This is a genomic window from Phytoactinopolyspora mesophila, from assembly GCF_010122465.1.
Taxonomy (GTDB): domain Bacteria; phylum Actinomycetota; class Actinomycetes; order Jiangellales; family Jiangellaceae; genus Phytoactinopolyspora; species Phytoactinopolyspora mesophila.
This window is the reverse complement of the sequence record NZ_WLZY01000005.1, coordinates 101,196-117,830: the sequence shown is the minus strand read 5'-3', so window position 1 is coordinate 117,830 and position 16,635 is coordinate 101,196. Positions and strand designations below refer to the sequence as shown.

Annotated in this window: 12 protein-coding genes and 2 pseudogenes; 5 read left to right on the top strand and 9 right to left on the bottom strand. The window is 66.1% G+C overall.

From position 1 onward, the window contains the following. Positions 1–145: 145 nt before the first annotated feature. On the bottom strand, positions 146–3,484 hold the full coding sequence (locus F7O44_RS15450; protein ID WP_162451165.1) for a phosphodiester glycosidase family protein: 3,339 nt from the start codon (positions 3,482–3,484) through the stop codon (positions 146–148). Between the two features lie 415 nt (positions 3,485–3,899). After that, the gene (gene icmB / locus F7O44_RS15445; RefSeq protein WP_162451479.1) at positions 3,900–4,310 is read right to left on the bottom strand and encodes a coenzyme B12-dependent isobutyryl CoA mutase small subunit; all 411 of its coding nucleotides are present in this window, start codon (positions 4,308–4,310) and stop codon (positions 3,900–3,902) included. 389 nt (positions 4,311–4,699) lie between these two features. On the opposite strand from icmB, the gene F7O44_RS15440 reads away from it, so the two are divergent. Then, complete coding sequence (locus F7O44_RS15440) at positions 4,700–5,356, top strand: M23 family metallopeptidase (RefSeq protein WP_162451164.1); 657 nt, start codon at positions 4,700–4,702, stop codon at positions 5,354–5,356. A gap of 90 nt (positions 5,357–5,446) precedes the next feature. Here F7O44_RS15440 and F7O44_RS15435 read toward each other — a convergent pair whose 3' ends face one another. Continuing rightward, positions 5,447–7,243, bottom strand: a complete 1,797-nt coding sequence (locus F7O44_RS15435) for an ABC-F family ATP-binding cassette domain-containing protein (protein WP_162451163.1) — start codon at positions 7,241–7,243, stop codon at positions 5,447–5,449. Between the two features lie 217 nt (positions 7,244–7,460). Here F7O44_RS15435 and F7O44_RS15430 point away from each other — a divergent pair, with 217 nt between their 5' ends. From F7O44_RS15430 to F7O44_RS15415, 4 genes are all read left to right on the top strand, one after another. Beyond that, positions 7,461–8,510 (top strand): hypothetical protein, encoded by a 1,050-nt coding sequence (locus tag F7O44_RS15430; protein WP_162451162.1) that lies wholly within the window; start codon positions 7,461–7,463, stop codon positions 8,508–8,510. Between the two features lie 258 nt (positions 8,511–8,768). After that, on the top strand, positions 8,769–9,170 hold the full coding sequence (locus tag F7O44_RS15425; RefSeq protein ID WP_162451161.1) for a hypothetical protein: 402 nt from the start codon (positions 8,769–8,771) through the stop codon (positions 9,168–9,170). After that, on the top strand, positions 9,167–10,066 hold the full coding sequence (locus F7O44_RS15420) for a hypothetical protein (RefSeq protein ID WP_162451160.1): 900 nt from the start codon (positions 9,167–9,169) through the stop codon (positions 10,064–10,066). The genes F7O44_RS15425 and F7O44_RS15420 overlap by 4 nt, the downstream gene beginning before the upstream one ends. Then, complete coding sequence (locus tag F7O44_RS15415) at positions 10,063–10,335, top strand: hypothetical protein (RefSeq protein ID WP_162451159.1); 273 nt, start codon at positions 10,063–10,065, stop codon at positions 10,333–10,335. The genes F7O44_RS15420 and F7O44_RS15415 overlap by 4 nt, the downstream gene beginning before the upstream one ends. Positions 10,336–10,473: 138 nt before the next feature. On the opposite strand, the gene F7O44_RS15410 is transcribed toward F7O44_RS15415, so the two are convergent. The 6 genes and pseudogenes from F7O44_RS15410 to metG form a co-directional block, all read right to left on the bottom strand. Next, positions 10,474–11,475, bottom strand: a complete 1,002-nt coding sequence (locus F7O44_RS15410) for a 4-(cytidine 5'-diphospho)-2-C-methyl-D-erythritol kinase (RefSeq protein ID WP_162451158.1) — start codon at positions 11,473–11,475, stop codon at positions 10,474–10,476. An 18-nt stretch (positions 11,476–11,493) separates the two neighbouring features. Next, a complete protein-coding gene (rsmA, locus tag F7O44_RS15405) occupies positions 11,494–12,366 on the bottom strand; it encodes a 16S rRNA (adenine(1518)-N(6)/adenine(1519)-N(6))-dimethyltransferase RsmA (protein ID WP_162451157.1) in 873 nt (290 codons plus the stop codon). Positions 12,367–12,516: 150 nt separating this feature from the next. After that, positions 12,517–12,753, bottom strand: a pseudogene (locus tag F7O44_RS32335) (transglycosylase family protein); the annotation flags it as partial. A gap of 123 nt (positions 12,754–12,876) precedes the next feature. After that, positions 12,877–13,617: pseudogene (locus F7O44_RS32330) on the bottom strand (resuscitation-promoting factor); the annotation flags it as partial. Between the two features lie 327 nt (positions 13,618–13,944). After that, positions 13,945–14,829 (bottom strand): TatD family hydrolase, encoded by an 885-nt coding sequence (locus F7O44_RS15395; protein WP_162451155.1) that lies wholly within the window; start codon positions 14,827–14,829, stop codon positions 13,945–13,947. A gap of 67 nt (positions 14,830–14,896) precedes the next feature. Continuing rightward, positions 14,897–16,480: a methionine--tRNA ligase gene (metG, locus tag F7O44_RS15390; protein WP_162451154.1), complete on the bottom strand. Its 1,584-nt coding sequence runs from the start codon at positions 16,478–16,480 to the stop codon at positions 14,897–14,899. Between the last annotated feature and the right edge of the window lie 155 nt (positions 16,481–16,635).

Sequence of the window (16,635 nt, the reverse complement as noted above, 5' to 3'; positions counted from 1 at the left end):
CCCTTACACGCCATCCCTCTCCCCGGTGATCGTCAGTAGGTTGTGGCTGCTGGTCGACAACCACAAACCACTGACGATCACCGGATCACGACCACAGCGTCCTGACGATCACCGGGGAGTTGGCGACGGGAGCGGCGGGGCCGAACTACCCGCGGCCCGCGACGACCGTCTGAGTGGCGGCTTCACCGTTCACCGTCACCGTCAGCCGTGCGACACCGTTGCGCAGCGCCGTCAGGGTCCCGGCCTGCGGATCGAGCGCGACGACGTCGCGGGGCGCGGCGTCCTCCGGCGCACCGATGTGCACGCCGCGCCCAGACCATTCGGCGCTGGCCGGCCATGCCACCGGCACCGTGCGTCCCTCGTCCTGATCGACGGTCGCGGCCACGGGCGCGGTAGCGCCGACCGCGAGCCGCTCCGGAGCCTCCAGCGACACCGAATCGACCCTCGGCAGCACCTCGGCGCTCAGCCAGGCCCGCTCTTCACCGGCCGAATGCACGCCACCACGTCCGGGCGCGTCGCCGCTGCGTCCCGGCCGGCCGGGGCCCTGGGCAAGGCCGGGCTCGACACCCAACATCATCCAGCCGGTGAATCCCCCGTTGTCCGGTGTGCTGGCCGGGCCTTTCCCCGAGTTTCCGACCACGAGGTACGGCACGCCCTCGACCGACGATGCGTGGAAGACGCCAGCGTGCCCGGCGACGTAGGCCGCCGGCTTGCCGGACTCGGCGCGGAAATCGGCCAGCCACCTCTCCAGCATGACCGCCTCGCGACGGTCGGCAAGCTGGCTGTTCGCCGTGGGCAGTGGATCGTTCGGCGGGTGATGGCCGGCGATGAGGACGCCGGTGACCGATGGGTCGGCCGCGGCCTCGTCCAGCGCCTCTCGCAACACCGCGATCTGGTCGAACTCCCGGCCGCCCGCCCGCAGGGTGCCGTAGGCGGTGTTGAGTGTGATCACATTGGTGCCGTCGAGATCGAAGACATGCTGGGTGTCGCCGAACTCGTCAATGAAGTTCTCGATCGGGCCACCCTGGATCTCATGGTTCCCCGGCACGTAATACCAGGGGAAGCTCACGTCTCCCAGTTCCTCGTCGAGAATGCGCCGGGCCAGGGCGAAGTCCTCCGGCGCTGCCTCGTCGACGAAGTCGCCATTGATGATCAGCACATCGGGATCGGCAGCCACGATCTCCCGCAGCGTACGGCGAGCTGCCTGGACGATGTCGCTGTCCGGGTCCCGGCCGACGAACTGCGAGTCGTTCATCACGGCGATGCGCTGGGTTGCGTCGTCGACCGTGCCGTTGGTGAGGATGACCGGATCCTGGAATCGCTCCCGGACTGGGAACTCCACATCCGGCGCGACCTCGACGGTGATGTCGCTGAAGGATGTCTCACCTTCATACCGCGCGTCGCCCCGTGGTTCGACCGAATAGATGTCGTGGAACCGCAGCGGGTATTCCGTGCCTTCCGGAACCTCGAAGGTCAGTTGTTCCCAACCGGTGTACGTCGTGTATCCGCCGTTGAGCGTGATGAGCGTGCCCTGTGAATCGTGCGCGCGCATCCGGATCCATGACCCGTTGCCATCGCCTCGCACCCAGGCCTTGACCGTCTGCGGCTGCCCCGGCAGGTCAAAGGGCTCCGGCGGCGCCGCGTAAGCCGCCCTGGTGTTTGGACCGGTGAAGTCGTAGGTCAACCGCACACCGGAGCGGCCGTCCGGTCCTTGCGTGGTCTCGATGTCCCCGGTAGCCCGCGCGAAGCTGATGGTCCAGTCGCTCGCGTCGGCGAAATCGGCGGCCATCTCCTCGACCAGTCCGATCGTGACCGCCACCTGCGTCTGAGCCCCGGCCGCCTCGAGAGTGAGCAATACCGATGCGTCGCCGGTGAGTGGTTCGACCCGGAAGCCGGTGCCGTCGGGCACCAGATCCACCACGCCTTGGCCACCACTGACCTCTACGTCGGCCGGCTCGAGGGGAGCACGGTAGCCCGCCGCGTCGAAGCCGGTCAGTTCGATCCGGCCGGTGCTGTCCTCATCGGATAGAGATAGAAGGGTGGTGTTCGGCGCGATACGCGCCAGCTCGTCCAGTACGGTGATGTCGATCTCCTCTCGGATGTCGCCCTCAGAAGCGGCGACCGTTGCCGTCCCGGGCTGCACGCCGGTGATCGTAGCGATCTCCTCGGCTCCATCGACCTGGGCGGCGTCGCCCTCAGCCGACCATGTTGGCGTCGCCGGCACGGGATCGTGGGCGTCGTCGTGGCCCAACGCGGTGACGGTACGAGTGAGACCGGGAAAGACGCGGGAGCTGTCCGCGGCCGGGAGGAGGCGGAACCCTTCGAGTCGCCCCGATCCGTCTCCGGTGAACACCGCCAGCCCGTTGGCGACCTCACGTTCTACGCCGTCCGAGGGACTGTTGACGACGCCGTGGTCGACGGTCGCAGGCTCTCGTACCACCATGGTCGACGACCCGCCGCCGTCGACGTTGAGAGCCTCGTGGGCCCCGAGGCCAACCATGAACTCTCCCAGTTCGGTCAGGCTCATGCCGCGGGCGTGCGCCTGCCGTCCGTCGATCACCGCGAGAAAGACCTCGCTCCCGTCTTCGCTGACACCGACCGCCGTACGCGGGTGCACGGCCTCGTCGGTGAATGTCTGCGGGACCCCGTCCCGGACCAGCACGTGGCTGCCACCCACTGCCGCCGCGATCTCCCCGACGTCGGAGCGAGGTGCGTAGGTGACTTCGACCGATTCCCCGATCTCGAGGTCGAGCAGCGCTTTGGCGCCCGCACCGCCACCGACCAGGACAAGCGTGCCGGTATCGATAGTTCCGGAGCCGACATCCTCACCGACTTCGGTGACGACCCCATCCACGATGGAGACTTCCGCGGTCTGCTCGGCCGCGGCCACTGAGGCGGCCCGCGTGTACTCACCCCATAGCGGCGTGAACACACCGATGCCGTCGGCGGGGAGCCGGAAAGTGTTGACGCCGTCCAGGTCCAATGCCGGGCCGTCCTCGACCCGCACCTCACCTTCCAAGAAGATCTGGGCCAGCTGTACCGCACCGTCTTCGGTGACCGCAACGGCCTGGTGACGCCCCTGCGTCGGCGCGTTGATCAGACCGTCTCCCCGGCCTATACCGGGGCCCAACGGGGCGTCGGAGTTATTGATGTCGAAGAAGTCCGCGTTGATCGCCGCGACGGCGCCGGTACGCTCGGCGCCGGTTCGCACTGTCTCGCGCTCGGTGACCGTGCCGGAGTACTGATAGTCGAATGTCACGTCGGCATCGACGTCTACGGTCAGGATCGAGCCTGAACTCCAGCCGTCAGCCTCCAGGCTGCCGAATGTGGTCAGCTCCAGGCCTGGCGCGATCGTGCGCTGATCATTCTCGAAAGGTACGGACTCAGCCGGCACCATGACGGCCGGCTCGTTGTCTCCGGTGTGTGCGCCGGCCATGGGATGGGCCAGCAGCGCCGCGCCGATCAAGCCGGCGACAGCGATCAAGCTCTTCCTCCGGCGTTGCGCCGCGCGGCCGGGTGCGCGGCCTGCTCGGGACGGAGAGAGTTCGTGTTCGGACGGGACCTGTGCCGGTAACGGTTGTCGGTACACCAAGTCACCCCACTCATATCGATGGTGGGGCCATTACACACGAGAGGTCTAGACCTTTGATAGACCCTGGAGCGCCCAGTCCGTGAACAACACGCAAAGACAGAGGTCCCCCGCCCGGTGATCGTTGGCGATTTCTTGCCACAAGACCGCATCGCCAATCCGCCAACGATCACCCAGCAGCAGCAAGAACCCGCCAACGATCACCTTTGGGGGCGGGCGGGTGGTCGCGAGGGCGCGGGCGTGCGGCGCCGAGGGGCGGACCGAATAGCTGGACCGCGAAGAAGGCTTCTCGGTAGCGCGGCGCGCGGCCCTAGCTGGCCTGCGCGGCGCGCAGAGAGTTCACCCAGTTGACGATGTCTTGCGTGCTGGCACCCGGAGTGAAGATCTTCGCCACTCCCATCTCTTCGAGAAGCGGGAGGTCCGCATCCGGGATGATGCCGCCGCCGAATACGACGATGTCGCGCGCGTCCCGTTCGGCCAGCAACTCGAGCACTCGCTTGAACAGCGTCATGTGCGCACCGGACAGAATCGACAGACCAATAGCCTGCGCATCCTCCTGAATGGCCGCTTCCACGACTTGCTCCGGCGTTTGGTGCAGCCCGGTGTACACGACCTCGACGCCAGCATCTCGCAGCGCACGCGCAACGACCTTGGCACCTCGGTCGTGTCCGTCCAGTCCGGGCTTGGCGACCACGACGCGTAGCGGGCGGGCATCTGTCACCGCTGTTATCGACTCCTCCACACCTGCAGGTTATCCGAGGTGTGACCAGGAGCACTATGCCCGAGAGAGGAGAGCTATCCAACAGTGTGACGAAGATCACACGTCATCGAATCAACCGGACAAAAGTGACACACCTCACACTGTCCATCCCGTCCGCGCAGGTCACGGCATGGTCACAGGAAGGGTCATTACCCAAAAGAGGCAACCTCACTGCATATACCTCGGATGAACTTCGTCGAGTCATTTGAGATGGCGAGTAACAACCCGCTATGGTCCCCAAGTCCGCAATCCCCGTCGGAAGGTTCACAGGCGTGTCGAGACGCTCCGGTAGCGGTCGTCACCGTCGCCGCAGGCACCTCACCGTCCCCTCCGTTGTGGGATCGGTGACCATGGCTGCAGCGGCATCTGGTGCACTAGCCATGCCGTCGGCCTCGGGCTCTGACGGCTCGGACCGGCCTTTGGAAGCGGTGCCTGAGCGCCCGCTCACATCGGTCTCCGACACAGGCGCCCTGGACACCATCTCCGCAGCGGGTCAATCACTGACCTCTGAGGCCAGCGAGACGGCCAACAGAGCGCACAGTGGAATCGTCGAGCAGCAGCGGCAAGAGGCCGCTGAGGCAGCGGCGCGGGCCGAGCGTGAAGCCAAGCGGTGGGTGAATCCCGTGGGCGGCAACTACCGCGTCACCGCCGGGTTCGGTTCCACCGGCCGGATGTGGAGCGCCGGACATGAGGGCATCGATCTGGCCGCCTCGCAAGGCACGGAGGTCAGGTCCCTTTCTCGCGGCGAGATCATCTTCGCCGGCTGGGACGGACCCTACGGGCAGCGCGTGGCCGTCCGGCACTGGGACGGCACCGTCAGCTGGTACGCCCACCTGTCCCGCATCGTCCAGGAATCAGGCACAGTAGAGCCCGGAACGGTCATCGGCCGAGTGGGATCCACCGGAAACAGCACCGGCCCCCACTTGCATCTCGAAATCCGCCCCAACGGCGGTGACACTCCGGTCAACCCCCGCACCTGGCTGGCCGAGCGCGGTCTGGATCTCTGACCGCCCGCGGCGCTCTGCCTTGTAGAGCGTCCGAGGTGCATCGGTGAAGCCGCGGGCGCGTGCTGCTTTATCGCATGCTGCCGGCTGAACTCAGCCGACGTCCTCCGCAAGCTCCATCCAGCGTGCTTCCAGTGAGGCTCGCCGCGCTTCGACTTCCCGCAGCGCAGCGTCGAGTTCCAGCATCTTCACGTGATCGGTGGAGTGCTCAGCCATCTGTGCTTGGAGACCCCCCGCCCGCTCGGTCAGTTTCTCGACCTCACGCTCGACCCGAGCGAGCTCCTTGCGAGCCGCCCGGGTGTCGCCCTTACGCTCTCGCGATGTGCCGGACGGCGCCAGCGCGTCGCTCGCCGTTGCTTCGACGCCGGCCGCGCCAGCACCTGGGCCGGCCTCAGCCGCCCGCCGGCGTCCGAGGTACTCGTCCACCCCACCCGGCAGGTGCAAGAGCCGACCGTCGCCCAGCAGCGCCCAAATGGTGTCCGTGGATCGCTCGAGGAACCAGCGGTCGTGACTGATCACCACGAGCGTGCCCGGCCACTGGTCCAGGACGTCCTCGAGGACCGTCAGCGTCTCCACATCGAGATCGTTGGTGGGCTCGTCGAGCAGGAGCACGTTCGGCTCGCCCATCAGCAACCGCAGCAGTTGCAGCCGTCGGCGCTCACCACCGGAGAGTTCCGCGACCGGAGTCCACTGCCGCTGGCCGGCGAACCCGAAGCGCTCCAGCATCTGACCAGCCGTGGACGACTCGCCTGAGCTCAGGCTGATCTCGCGGCGGACCTCCTCGACGGCCTGCAAGACCCGAATCGAAGGATCGAGTTCGGTCACTTCCTGGGACAGGTGGGCGGGGACCACGGTCTTGCCGACCTTCACCCGGCCCGAATCTGGCGCCAGGCTGCCTTCCAGCAGCCGGAGCAGGCTGGTCTTACCGGAGCCGTTGACGCCGACGACGCCCACCCGGTCTCCCGGGCCCAACCGCCACGTGACGTTGTTGAGCAGGGTCTTTCCACCGAGTTCGAGGTCGACGTGTTCGACGTCGTAGACGCTTTTGCCCAGCCTCGTCGTCGCCATCCGCGCCAGCTCGTAACGGTCCCGCGGCGGCGGCTCGTCCTCGATCAGCGCGTTGGCCGCAGCGAGGCGGAATTTCGGCTTCGTCGTCCGCGCCGGCGGACCGCGTCGCAGCCAGGCCAGTTCCTTACGCAGCAGGTTCTGCCGCCGGGATTCGTCAGCCGCGGCGATCCTGGAGCGCTCCGCCCTAGCCAGGACGTACGCCGAATACCCGCCCTCGTAGGCGTGTACGGTGCCGTCGGTGACCTCCCACGTCGAGTCACACACCGAATCGAGCAGCCAGCGATCGTGGGTGACGACGACGAGTGCACGGCCGGCCGCGGCCAGGTAGCCGGTCAGCCAGTCGATCGCTTCGACGTCAAGGTGGTTCGTGGGCTCGTCGAGCAAGAGCAGCCCGGTGTCGCCGATCAGCAGCTTGGCCAAGGCGATCCGGCGGCGCTCACCACCGGACAACGGCCCGACGACCTCGTCCATGGGAATCTGCGGCAACAGGTGGGCCAGCACGTCGCGGATGCGCGCATCGCTGGCCCACTCGTGGTCCTCGAGCCCCCCGACGACGCTCTGCCGCACCGTCGCCGCAGGGTCGAGGTCGTCGTGTTGTCCCAAATGCCCGACGCGCAGACCGCCCGTGTGCGTGACACGCCCGCTGTCAGGCTCCTCGGCACCGGCCAGCAGCCGCAAGAGCGTCGACTTCCCGCCACCGTTGCGGCCGACGATTCCGATCCGTTCTCGCTCGGCGACCCCCAGTGAGACGGCGTCGAAGACGCGGCGCGTGCCGTACGCGAGGGAGACGGACTCGAGGTTGATGAGATTACGCGGCGCCATGACAGCAATGAGTCTCTCACGGCCCACTGACAGCGCCGATTCAAGGGACCTCGGCCGTGCAACCCGATCCCGTCGCCGGCCCGCCATTCGTGCCAACCGCCCCAGGTCGACGCACCGCAACGAGGCTATCGTGACCGGCAGCAAACACCTATAATGCACCGAGTAAACCGAGCTATGACGCGGCTCGCCGGGGCTGGCCGCGAACGAGGAGCCGCTGGTGAGGCCGGATCAATACAGCGGAATCGACCCGGTCGCCGCCAGGGACCTGGCCGCCGCGCTGGACGTCGCCGCCGCCGGACTCGAAGCCGATGGAGCCCGCATCATCGCACTGCTCGACCGGTGGGACGGCGACACCAGCGGCCTGAGCCGCTTCTCCCATGACGCGGACTGGTGCGCCGAGGCCGCGGAAGATGTCCGCTACCGCGCCTGCCTCATCGAGAACGACGCCGAGACTGTCGCCGCGTTGGCCACCATCACCGAACTCGACCACTGGTTCGAGCCGCACATGGTCGACACCATCGAGACCGGCAAAGCCTTCTTCCGACTCGGATCCATCGCCGCCGGAATCGAAGCCGCCGTGCTCGCCGCGCAGGGCCAGCAGATCGCGCCCGTCGGTCACCTGGATCGCATCAACCGAAAGATCGACTACTGGAGCGACCATCTCGATCGCCACCCGATGTCACGACGTGGAAGTGCACGCCTCCAACACTTTCAGGGCGCCCTCACCCAGTACAAGACCACACCGTGGTTCTACCAACAGCAACTTCACGACCTGTGGCGCAGAATACCTTTAGCCCGAAATCTAGCGGACAATAGATTCCTCAACTTTCCACTGACCGGAGCACCAGGCCAAGGCTTACTCAACCGCACCCTCGTCCCGCTGGGAATTGTTACCGGCGCCTACGATATCTTCGCCAATCGAGAGGGATTCGCCTCGGGCGACCCGCGGGCGATCTCGGATCTCGCCGCAGGAACGGCCCAGATCATCGGGACGTTCTCCGTCGCGGGTGTTGGCTTTGTCCCCGTAGTAGGCTGGGCGATTCTTGGAGCCGTGGCGCTCTACCACCTGGGCACGTGGATAGTCGACAACTGGGACGACATCGTGACCTGGGTGGGCGACGTCGGCGAGTGGGTTCTCGACACCGGCGGCGACATCTGGGATTGGGTTCGAGGTAGATACGACGAAGACATCGTGGCCCCCGGACGCCCTGATGACTACTACCCCGACGGACCACCACCTGTTGACGAGCCTATCGTGGTTGCCTGATGATCGCCGCCGCCCTAAACCCAACGACTCCTGGCCCGCCATATGGCAAGTAGCCCGCAATCCTCGGCGGCGCCGATCGACAATGGTGACTCCTTCCTCCCGGCTCGATGGGTTTTCAAATTCAGCGGAATCTACTGGGTTGTTATTGCGTCCCTGATCGCCTTGGCAGGGATAGCAAACGCACTATTCGGGACGATGAGACTTTCAGACCTGATCGAAGTTAATGACCTACTTGCGACCGCTCTCTTTCCTTTCACTATGAGCGTCATATTCGTGCCGGTTTTTATCGGGCAGAAGGCATGGAAATGGGAACTCTGGCCCGACCGCCTCATCGAAGGCCGGCTCAACTTCCCCTTCTTCAAACGCATTCGCACCATGCCCATCACCCACATCACCCGCGTAGAAACCATCCACTCAACCCGATGGCGACACCCCAAAAGCCTCCGCCAAGCCCCCTGGAGCGGCAAAGACGGCTACTTCTACTCCGGCCGCTTCTACGGCTGGATGCACCACGCCGTCGTCGCCTACGCCGACAACCACAACCAAGCCATCGTCATCGGCGTCGCCACCCAACACGACGCCGACACCCTCGCCCACCACATCAACACCCTCACCAAACCCGACTACTGGGACCTACTCCCCGGAGCCCACACCCCATGACCAGCGCCCAACCCACCGACCAGACCTTCGGCCCCGGCCACACGCCGACCCCGTGGTTCGAAGCCGACAACGACGCCACGTACGACGAGATTCTGGCCGACTTCGTCGAGGTGACCAGTACAACGCCCAAAGTGGGTGAGCTGCCGAAGCTGCTCGACGAACACCTCGCGGTGCTCGAAGGTGTCCTTGGCGGACAGCGGCTGGTCCGGCTGCCCACCTTCGAGAAGATCGCTGAACAGAACCGGGACACGGCGCTGGCAACGGCGCTACGCAGCTTGGTCGCGCAAGGAGCGGTCCGCATCGAGAACAGCGATGAACTCGACGAGGCAGTCAGGAACGGCGAGCCGTTCGTGCCGGTCGACCTCCGGCTGCGCCCGATGCTGGCGCTGCTACTCGACCTACGCGCCAGTGCCAAACGGGTGCTCATGGCCGAGCAGTTCGTGGGAGCCGTGCGCGAGTGGTGGTACCTGTACAGTCACGGCGATTTCCTGACTGTCCTCGAAAAGGTGACCGCAAACGGCGAGCACGAGTTCCTCTATCACTCGCCCGCGGTCTCCGCGGACTATCTGCCGTACCTGGTGGACCGCTTCCGCCGGGCCAAGACCGACGGCGAGGTGCTCAACCTGACCACGGACGACATCAAGAAGCGCACAGTCGGTCCACTGGCCGAAGCGGTCGAGGCGACAGAGTGTGTCACCCGGCTGACGGCGCTCATACCGTTCGACCATGGCGACCCCCGGCATGGCGAGCACATCGCCGCGTACTCCACGCCTGACGCTCTGTGGTTCGTTCATGTCGTGCGCCCGCAGGACCAGTCCGGGATCCGGGCGTACACCGTCTCGCCTGACACTCTGCGGGAGACGGTGGCACGGCTCGTCCACGGCGGGGCGCCATGACCGGCCCGAACGAGACCGAATGCCGCGCGGAGATGGGCGAACTCGGTGAGTCGATCGAACGGGTCCGGAACTACCAGACGATCGTCGACGCGATTACCGGTCCCGATGTCATCTCCGGCAAGGCTGGCGACGAACTCCGTGAGGACTGGGACGAGCGGGCGAAGAAACTGCGCAACCTCGCCGACGACGCCGAAGCGCAGATCCCCGACCTGATCGCAGGGGCCCGCGACCGTGACGAAGCACTTCAGGAGGACGCGGAGCACAGCTGATGGTGGATGGCAATCCGCGTCATAGTCACCAGGAAGCCTGATGTCACCGGCCGGCGGCAGTGAGGAAGCTTATTGTTGCTCTGGCAACCACAAGCTTCCTTATGGCCCGCCCGACGACGTCCCACCTCACGTGAGCATTCAAGAAGTGTGGTGTTCACCGAGCACTGGGCGCACTGGTCCTTTGACCGGCTCGGCCGCGAGGCAATGTCCAGTGGCCGCGAGCGTCGTCGCGACCGCTCGAGCATGAGATTCGTCTGCCGCAAGGAAGACACAGGTGGGTCCTGAGCCGGAGACGATACCCCCGAGCGCCCCAGCTTCGTGGCCGGCACGCAATGTGTCCTGGAGCGTGGGCTGCAGATCGACGGCGGCAGCTTGCATGTCGTTGGTCAGCAACGGTGCCACCGCCGAGGCATCTCCATGGAGTACGGCGCTCACGATCCGGGGATCGACGACAGGGCCTGCGGACCCTGGTGCCGCCCCGCCGTGTGCCCCGGCCGTCTGACTCCACAGAGCGGCCGCCTGCGGGCCCTCCTGCGCTCGTAGCGCGTCCAGGCGCCGGTACACGGCAGGGGTGGACAGCCGGGCCTCAGAGACGGCCAGGACCCAGTGCAGGGAGGCGCCGGTGCTCTGGGGCTCCAGCCGCTCACCGCGTCCCGTCCCGAGGGCGGTCCCACCGATCAACGAGAACGGCACGTCGCTGCCGAGACTCGCGGCCACCTCCGCCAGCCGCTCCACGGGCCAGTCCAGGCCCCACAGCTCGGCACAGGCGAGCAACGCACCCGCGGCGTCGGCGCTGCCGCCAGCCAGGCCCGCGGCTACCGGGATGTTCTTCCGGATCCGCAGACTGGCCCGGGGCCGGACCCCAGCGGCGTCAGCCAGCGCGTAGACGGCCCGGACCGCGAGGTTCGACTCGTCGGCCGGCACGCCGGTGCCGTACGGCCCGTCGACCCGCACAGTGACCTGTCTCGCGGCGCTGGCGGGCGGTGTAGGCGCGTCAGCGTCGTCGTCGGAGACGGTGATGTCGTCGTACAGCGACACCGCGTGGAAGAGCGTCGCCAGATCGTGGAAACCGTCCGGGCGCAACGGCCCGATGGCCAGCGCAAGATTGATCTTGGCTGGAACGCGCACATTCACCTGCACGCGACGAGTCTGCCACGATCACTGCCGGGGTGAGGTCCGGGCGGCGGCGATCCGGGCGAAGTCTTGGACGGTCAGCTGTTCACCCCGCGCCTTCGGATCGACCCGGGCCGCCTCGAGCACGTCCTCCGCCGCCGACGCCGAGCCGGCCCAGCCGGCCAATGCCGCTCGCAGCGTCTTGCGGCGCTGCGCGAACGCGGCGTCCACCACGGCGAACACCGCCTTGCGTTCCACGCCCTCGGGTGGTTCCCGCCGCCGCATCAGTACGAGCCCTGAGTCGACGTTCGGCACCGGCCAGAACACGGTGCGCCCCACGGCTCCAGCGCGGGTGACGTCGGCATACCACGCGGCCTTGACCGACGGCACACCGTAGGTCCGCGAGCCGGGCGGGGCGGCGAGCCGGTCAGCCACCTCCTTCTGCACCATGACGAGGACCCGCTGCAAGCTCGGAAAGGTCTCGAGCATGTGCAGGATCACCGGCACCGCGACGTTGTACGGCAGATTGGCTACCAGCGCCGTGGGCGGCGGTCCGGGAAGCTCCGCGACACGCAGCGCGTCGGCCCGCAGCACATCCAGCCGACCGGCCAGCGCCGGCGCGTATTTCTGCACTGTGGACGGCAGCGCGCCGGCAAGCACGGGATCGACCTCAACGGCAATGACCCGGGACACGTGCGGCAGCAATGCCAGGGTCAGCGACCCGAGTCCTGGTCCCACTTCGACCACGACGTCGCCCGGCCCGGATTCGGCGCAGCGGACAATCCGCCGCACCGTGTTCGGATCGGTGACGAAGTTCTGCCCCAAGGTCTTCGTCGGCCGCAGGCCCAGATCTGCCGCCAGCCGGCGGATATCCGCCGATCCGAGTAGCCGGGATTCGACGGAGGTCTCGTCACTCACCACACCCCGAGCATAGGGCCAAGGGACCGGCGTGCTCAGTTGCACGTTCGGGGGCTCCCCATACCGCGTGCCAGGGCATGTCACGCCTTCAGCGGGCGAAGGAGGAGGTGGTCCCTCCTTCACCCGCTGAAAGGGGACGATCGTGTTGAACTAGCTCGTCGGCAAGCCCAGCTTGCGGGCGCATGCAGGCCAGTCGCCGTAGTGGCCACGGGCGCTGCGCACCTTCTCGGCGATGCGGATCTGCTCGGACTTGCTGTTCTCGTGCGGGTAGCCGCTGCCACCGTAGGCATTCCAGGTCTGCAACGAGAACTGCAGGCCGCCGTAGTAGCCGTTACCGGTGTTGATCGACCAGTTGCCGCCCGATTCGCACTGCGCCAAGCGGTCCCAGACGCCGCCGTCGACGTTGTTGTCGCCGCCGCCACCACCGCCGTTGTCGTTGCCGCCGCCGTCGTTGCTGTCGTCTTCTTCTTCCTCAACGACAGGCGGCGGAGCCGGTTGCTTCGTGCCGATCAGCACGACCTCGTTCACCGGTTCGGCGACGACGGTCTCGGAGAGCGTCTCTTTCTCCTCGAGTTCACCATCGATGTAGGTCTTCTCGACCTCCCGCTCCATCAGGCCCTTCTTGCCCTCTGTCGCGACCGAGGTCTTGCCCACCTCGAGGGAGTCGTCTTCTTTCTCGGTGGACTCGAAGTCGATATCCACCTCGACGGTCTCGCGCTCGACGGTGACTCGCTTGACGACCACTTCGGCCTCGTCGCTGAGCTTGGTGTCGAGCGACGGCTCCACGATGTCGAGCTCACCGAGGTCGACGTCGAAGTCGGCGAGAGCCTCGCGGACGGTCAGCGCCGTAATGGTCAGCTCTTCTTCGTCGCCGTCGGCGATCAGCGTGATGTCCTTCGGAGTACGAACCTCGAAGTCCAGACCGCCACGACCGATGTCCAGCGATCGGGCGACCGACAAGTCGGCGCCATCATCACGGATCCCGAGTTCGGCAAGAGCCTCATCGACCGACAAAGCAGTGGTCCAGAAGGTCTCTTCTTCGCCATCGACGGTGACGGTTACCTCACGGCCGTAACGCACGGTGATCTCGGTGCCGTCTTCGATCTTGCTGTCCGGCGACGGAACTACCTCGTCGCGGCTGCCGATCTCGATACCTTGACTCTCCAGCACGGAACCAACGTCGTTGGAGAACGTGTGGACGGTCTCGGTTTCGCCGTCAACGGTGAGGACGACGGCATTGTTGAACGTCATGTACGCGACGCCACCAGCCACGAGGGCGGTGACGACGCTCGCGTTGATCGCGATCGTCTTGAAGGACGGACGCACGGTGCTCCTGTGGTTGCGCTTCCCGGGCACGGGGCAGGCAACTCCCTCTGCTCGCCTCACTTCGCACTCCGCACGGGTCCGAAGACCGGGAGTGCGAAGCTGGTCCGCTTGGTTGTCACCCGGAGCTTCCCCGACTCCGGCTCACAGTCACGGAACGGTAACGTACCTGGCGCAGATGTCAAGCTCGACACCACCTTGCGGCAAGAAATGTGGGCGCATAACCCGCTATGCAACCCCTTGCCGTGATGAGGATCACCATGCGCCGAGTGCCCTGTTTGTGTTGGCTTGGATCGAGTTGCAAACCGTCTCCAGGTCACGTTCCAGGACGTCCGCGATCGTCCGAACTGTCAGCGGGACCAGGTACGACGCGTTCGGGCGCCCGCGGTGCGGGTGTGGTGTGAGGAACGGCGCGTCGGTCTCCACCAAGACCTGGTCGAGGGGCGTCACTTTCAGCGCAGAGCGCAAAGCCTGCGAATTCTTGAATGTGATCGGCCCGGCGAAGGAGAGAAACCATCCTCGCTCCGCGCAATGCCGCGCCATCTCGGCGTCGCCGGAGAAGCAGTGGAACACCACTCGGTCGGGCAGATCCGCGTCGTCGAGCACCCGGAGGATGTCGCCGTGCGCGTCGCGATCATGGATCACCAGCGCAAGGTCACGCCGGCGAGCGATCTCGATGTGTCCACGGAAAGACTCCTCTTGCGGGGCGAACCCCGCCGACGTGGTGCGGAAATGGTCCAGCCCGGTCTCGCCGACGCCTCGCACCGTGTCACCGGCGCCGGCAAGCTCGTCGATACGTGACAGCGCATCGGTCAGCTCACCGCGCCCTGCCAGCCTCGGCGCCTCGTTCGGATGCACCGCGACAGTGGCGACGACATTCGAATATCGCTGTGCCATATCCAGGGCCATCGCCGAACTCGGCAGGTCGACGCCGACCTGGACGACCCGGGAGACCCCGACGTCCGCCGCGGCGGCAAGCGCCTCGTCCGGGCCGAACGTGTCACCGTCCGGGCCGTCGACGATGTCCATATGGCAATGGGTATCCGTCACGGGTGCGGGCAACGGCTCCGGTGCAGGCGGCCGCGAGAGATTCCGCTTCCGCCCGTCCTCCGTCGTTTCCGAACGTTGTATCCGGCTCATCGCTTTCCTTGTAACCCGACCAGGAACGTCGTCGACAGTGACCGTCCGGTCCGGCACGTCGTGACGTTCACGAGGCGTCGAGGCGAGGGAAGAGCGCCTCCCCTTTGGTCACCGTGGCGCCGGGGACGAGCTGCCCCCAGCGTCCGGCGTCACCAAGAGGCTGCCGGGCAAGGGGGCCCAGCGATGGCTCGGCGCCGAGGCTCTCCCATATCTTGACGCACGCCTTGGGCATGGCCGGGTTCAGGAGCACCGCCAGGACTCGCACCGACTCCGCGGCGGCATACAGGATGGTGGCGAGGCGCTCACGCTGTGTCTCGTCCTTGGCCACTGCCCAGGGCTGTTGCTCGGTGATGTAACCATTGACCGCGTCGACCAACGTCCACACCGCGTTCAGCGCTTCGTGCGGAGCGACTCTGTCTACCGCAGCGTCGGCGTCGGCCACCGCCTGCTGGGCGACTCCGGCCAGAACGTCTTCCGCCTCAGTGGACTCCCCTGGCGCCGGGAGCACCCCGTCGAAGTACTTCCCGACCATCGCGGAGACCCGCGAAGCGAGATTTCCCAGTCCGTTCGCCAATTCAGCCTGGTACCGCGCCGCAATGTCCTCCCACGAGAACGACCCGTCTTGGCCGAAGGCGATCGCACGCAGGAAGTAGTAACGGAACGCGTCGGAGCCGAACGTATCGATGATCTCGGCGGGAGCGATACCGGTGAGTTTGGATTTGCTCATCTTCTCGCCACCGACCAGAAGCCACCCGTGCGCAAACACCTTCTTGGGCAGCGGAATGCCGGCCGCCATCAGCATGGCCGGCCAGATCACCGCGTGAAAGCGCAGGATGTCCTTGCCCACGAAGTGGATGTCGGCCGGCCAGATCCGATTGAACCGGTCGTTGTCGGTGCCGTATCCCACCGCGGTCGCGTAGTTGAGCAGCGCGTCGATCCACACATAGATGACATGTGACTCGTCCCAGGGCACCGTGACGCCCCAGTCGAAGGTGGAGCGTGAGATCGACAGATCCTGCAAGCCCTGCTTCACAAAGCTGACGACCTCGTTGCGCGCGCTCTCCGGCTGGACGAAGTCCGGATTCTCCGCGTAGTGCGCGAGCAAACGGTCGGTGTAGGCCGACATCCGGAAGAAGTAGTTCTTCTCCGCCAGCATCTCGACTGGCCGGCCGTGAATGGCACACAGCTGCTGACCAGCGAACTCACCAGTGCCCTCGACCAGGTCGGCAGGCTGTTTGTATTCCTCGCATGCGACGCAATAGGCGCCCTCGTAGGTGCCTTCGAATATCTCGCCCGCCTCGTGGAGGCTCTGCATGAACTCCTGGACGCGGTCGACGTGACGCTGTTCAGTGGTCCGGATGAAGTCGTCGTTCGAGGCGTCGATGGTCTCCAGCACTGGCCGCCACGCGGTCTCGACCAGGCGGTCGGCCCAGGCGCGCGCGTCGACGCCGTTCGCCTCCGCGGTTCGCAGCACCTTCTCGCCGTGTTCGTCGGTGCCCGTCAGGAACCAAACGTCTTCTTGCCGCTGCCGGTGCCAACGGGCAACGAAATCGGTCACCACGGTGGTGTACGCATGGCCGATGTGGGGCGCGTCGTTGACGTAATAGATCGGCGTCGTGACGTAGAAGGCGTTGTCGGCAGACTCGGGCATGGCCTCGATCGTAGTCGTCTCCCACCGGACGCATCACCCGGGTTTGGGCACCTGGCACCGTTCCATGATCATGAGCTTTACATGCCCGAATATGACGCAAAGTGTTCGTGATCATGGCCAGGAGTGAGCTGCGGAAGGCCTAGGGTTAGCTGGTT

Excerpts from the sequence above, each read along its gene's own strand:
- F7O44_RS15440 (WP_162451164.1), top strand. The coding sequence starts at position 4,700 with ATGGCTGCAGCGGCATCTGGTGCACTAGCCATGCCGTCGGCCTCGGGC.
- F7O44_RS15435 (WP_162451163.1), bottom strand. The coding sequence starts at position 7,243 with ATGGCGCCGCGTAATCTCATCAACCTCGAGTCCGTCTCCCTCGCGTAC.
- F7O44_RS15425 (WP_162451161.1), top strand. The coding sequence starts at position 8,769 with ATGAGCGTCATATTCGTGCCGGTTTTTATCGGGCAGAAGGCATGGAAA.
- F7O44_RS15420 (WP_162451160.1), top strand. The coding sequence starts at position 9,167 with ATGACCAGCGCCCAACCCACCGACCAGACCTTCGGCCCCGGCCACACG.
- F7O44_RS15415 (WP_162451159.1), top strand. The coding sequence starts at position 10,063 with ATGACCGGCCCGAACGAGACCGAATGCCGCGCGGAGATGGGCGAACTC.
- F7O44_RS15395 (WP_162451155.1), bottom strand. The coding sequence starts at position 14,829 with ATGAGCCGGATACAACGTTCGGAAACGACGGAGGACGGGCGGAAGCGG.
- metG (WP_162451154.1), bottom strand. The coding sequence starts at position 16,480 with ATGCCCGAGTCTGCCGACAACGCCTTCTACGTCACGACGCCGATCTAT.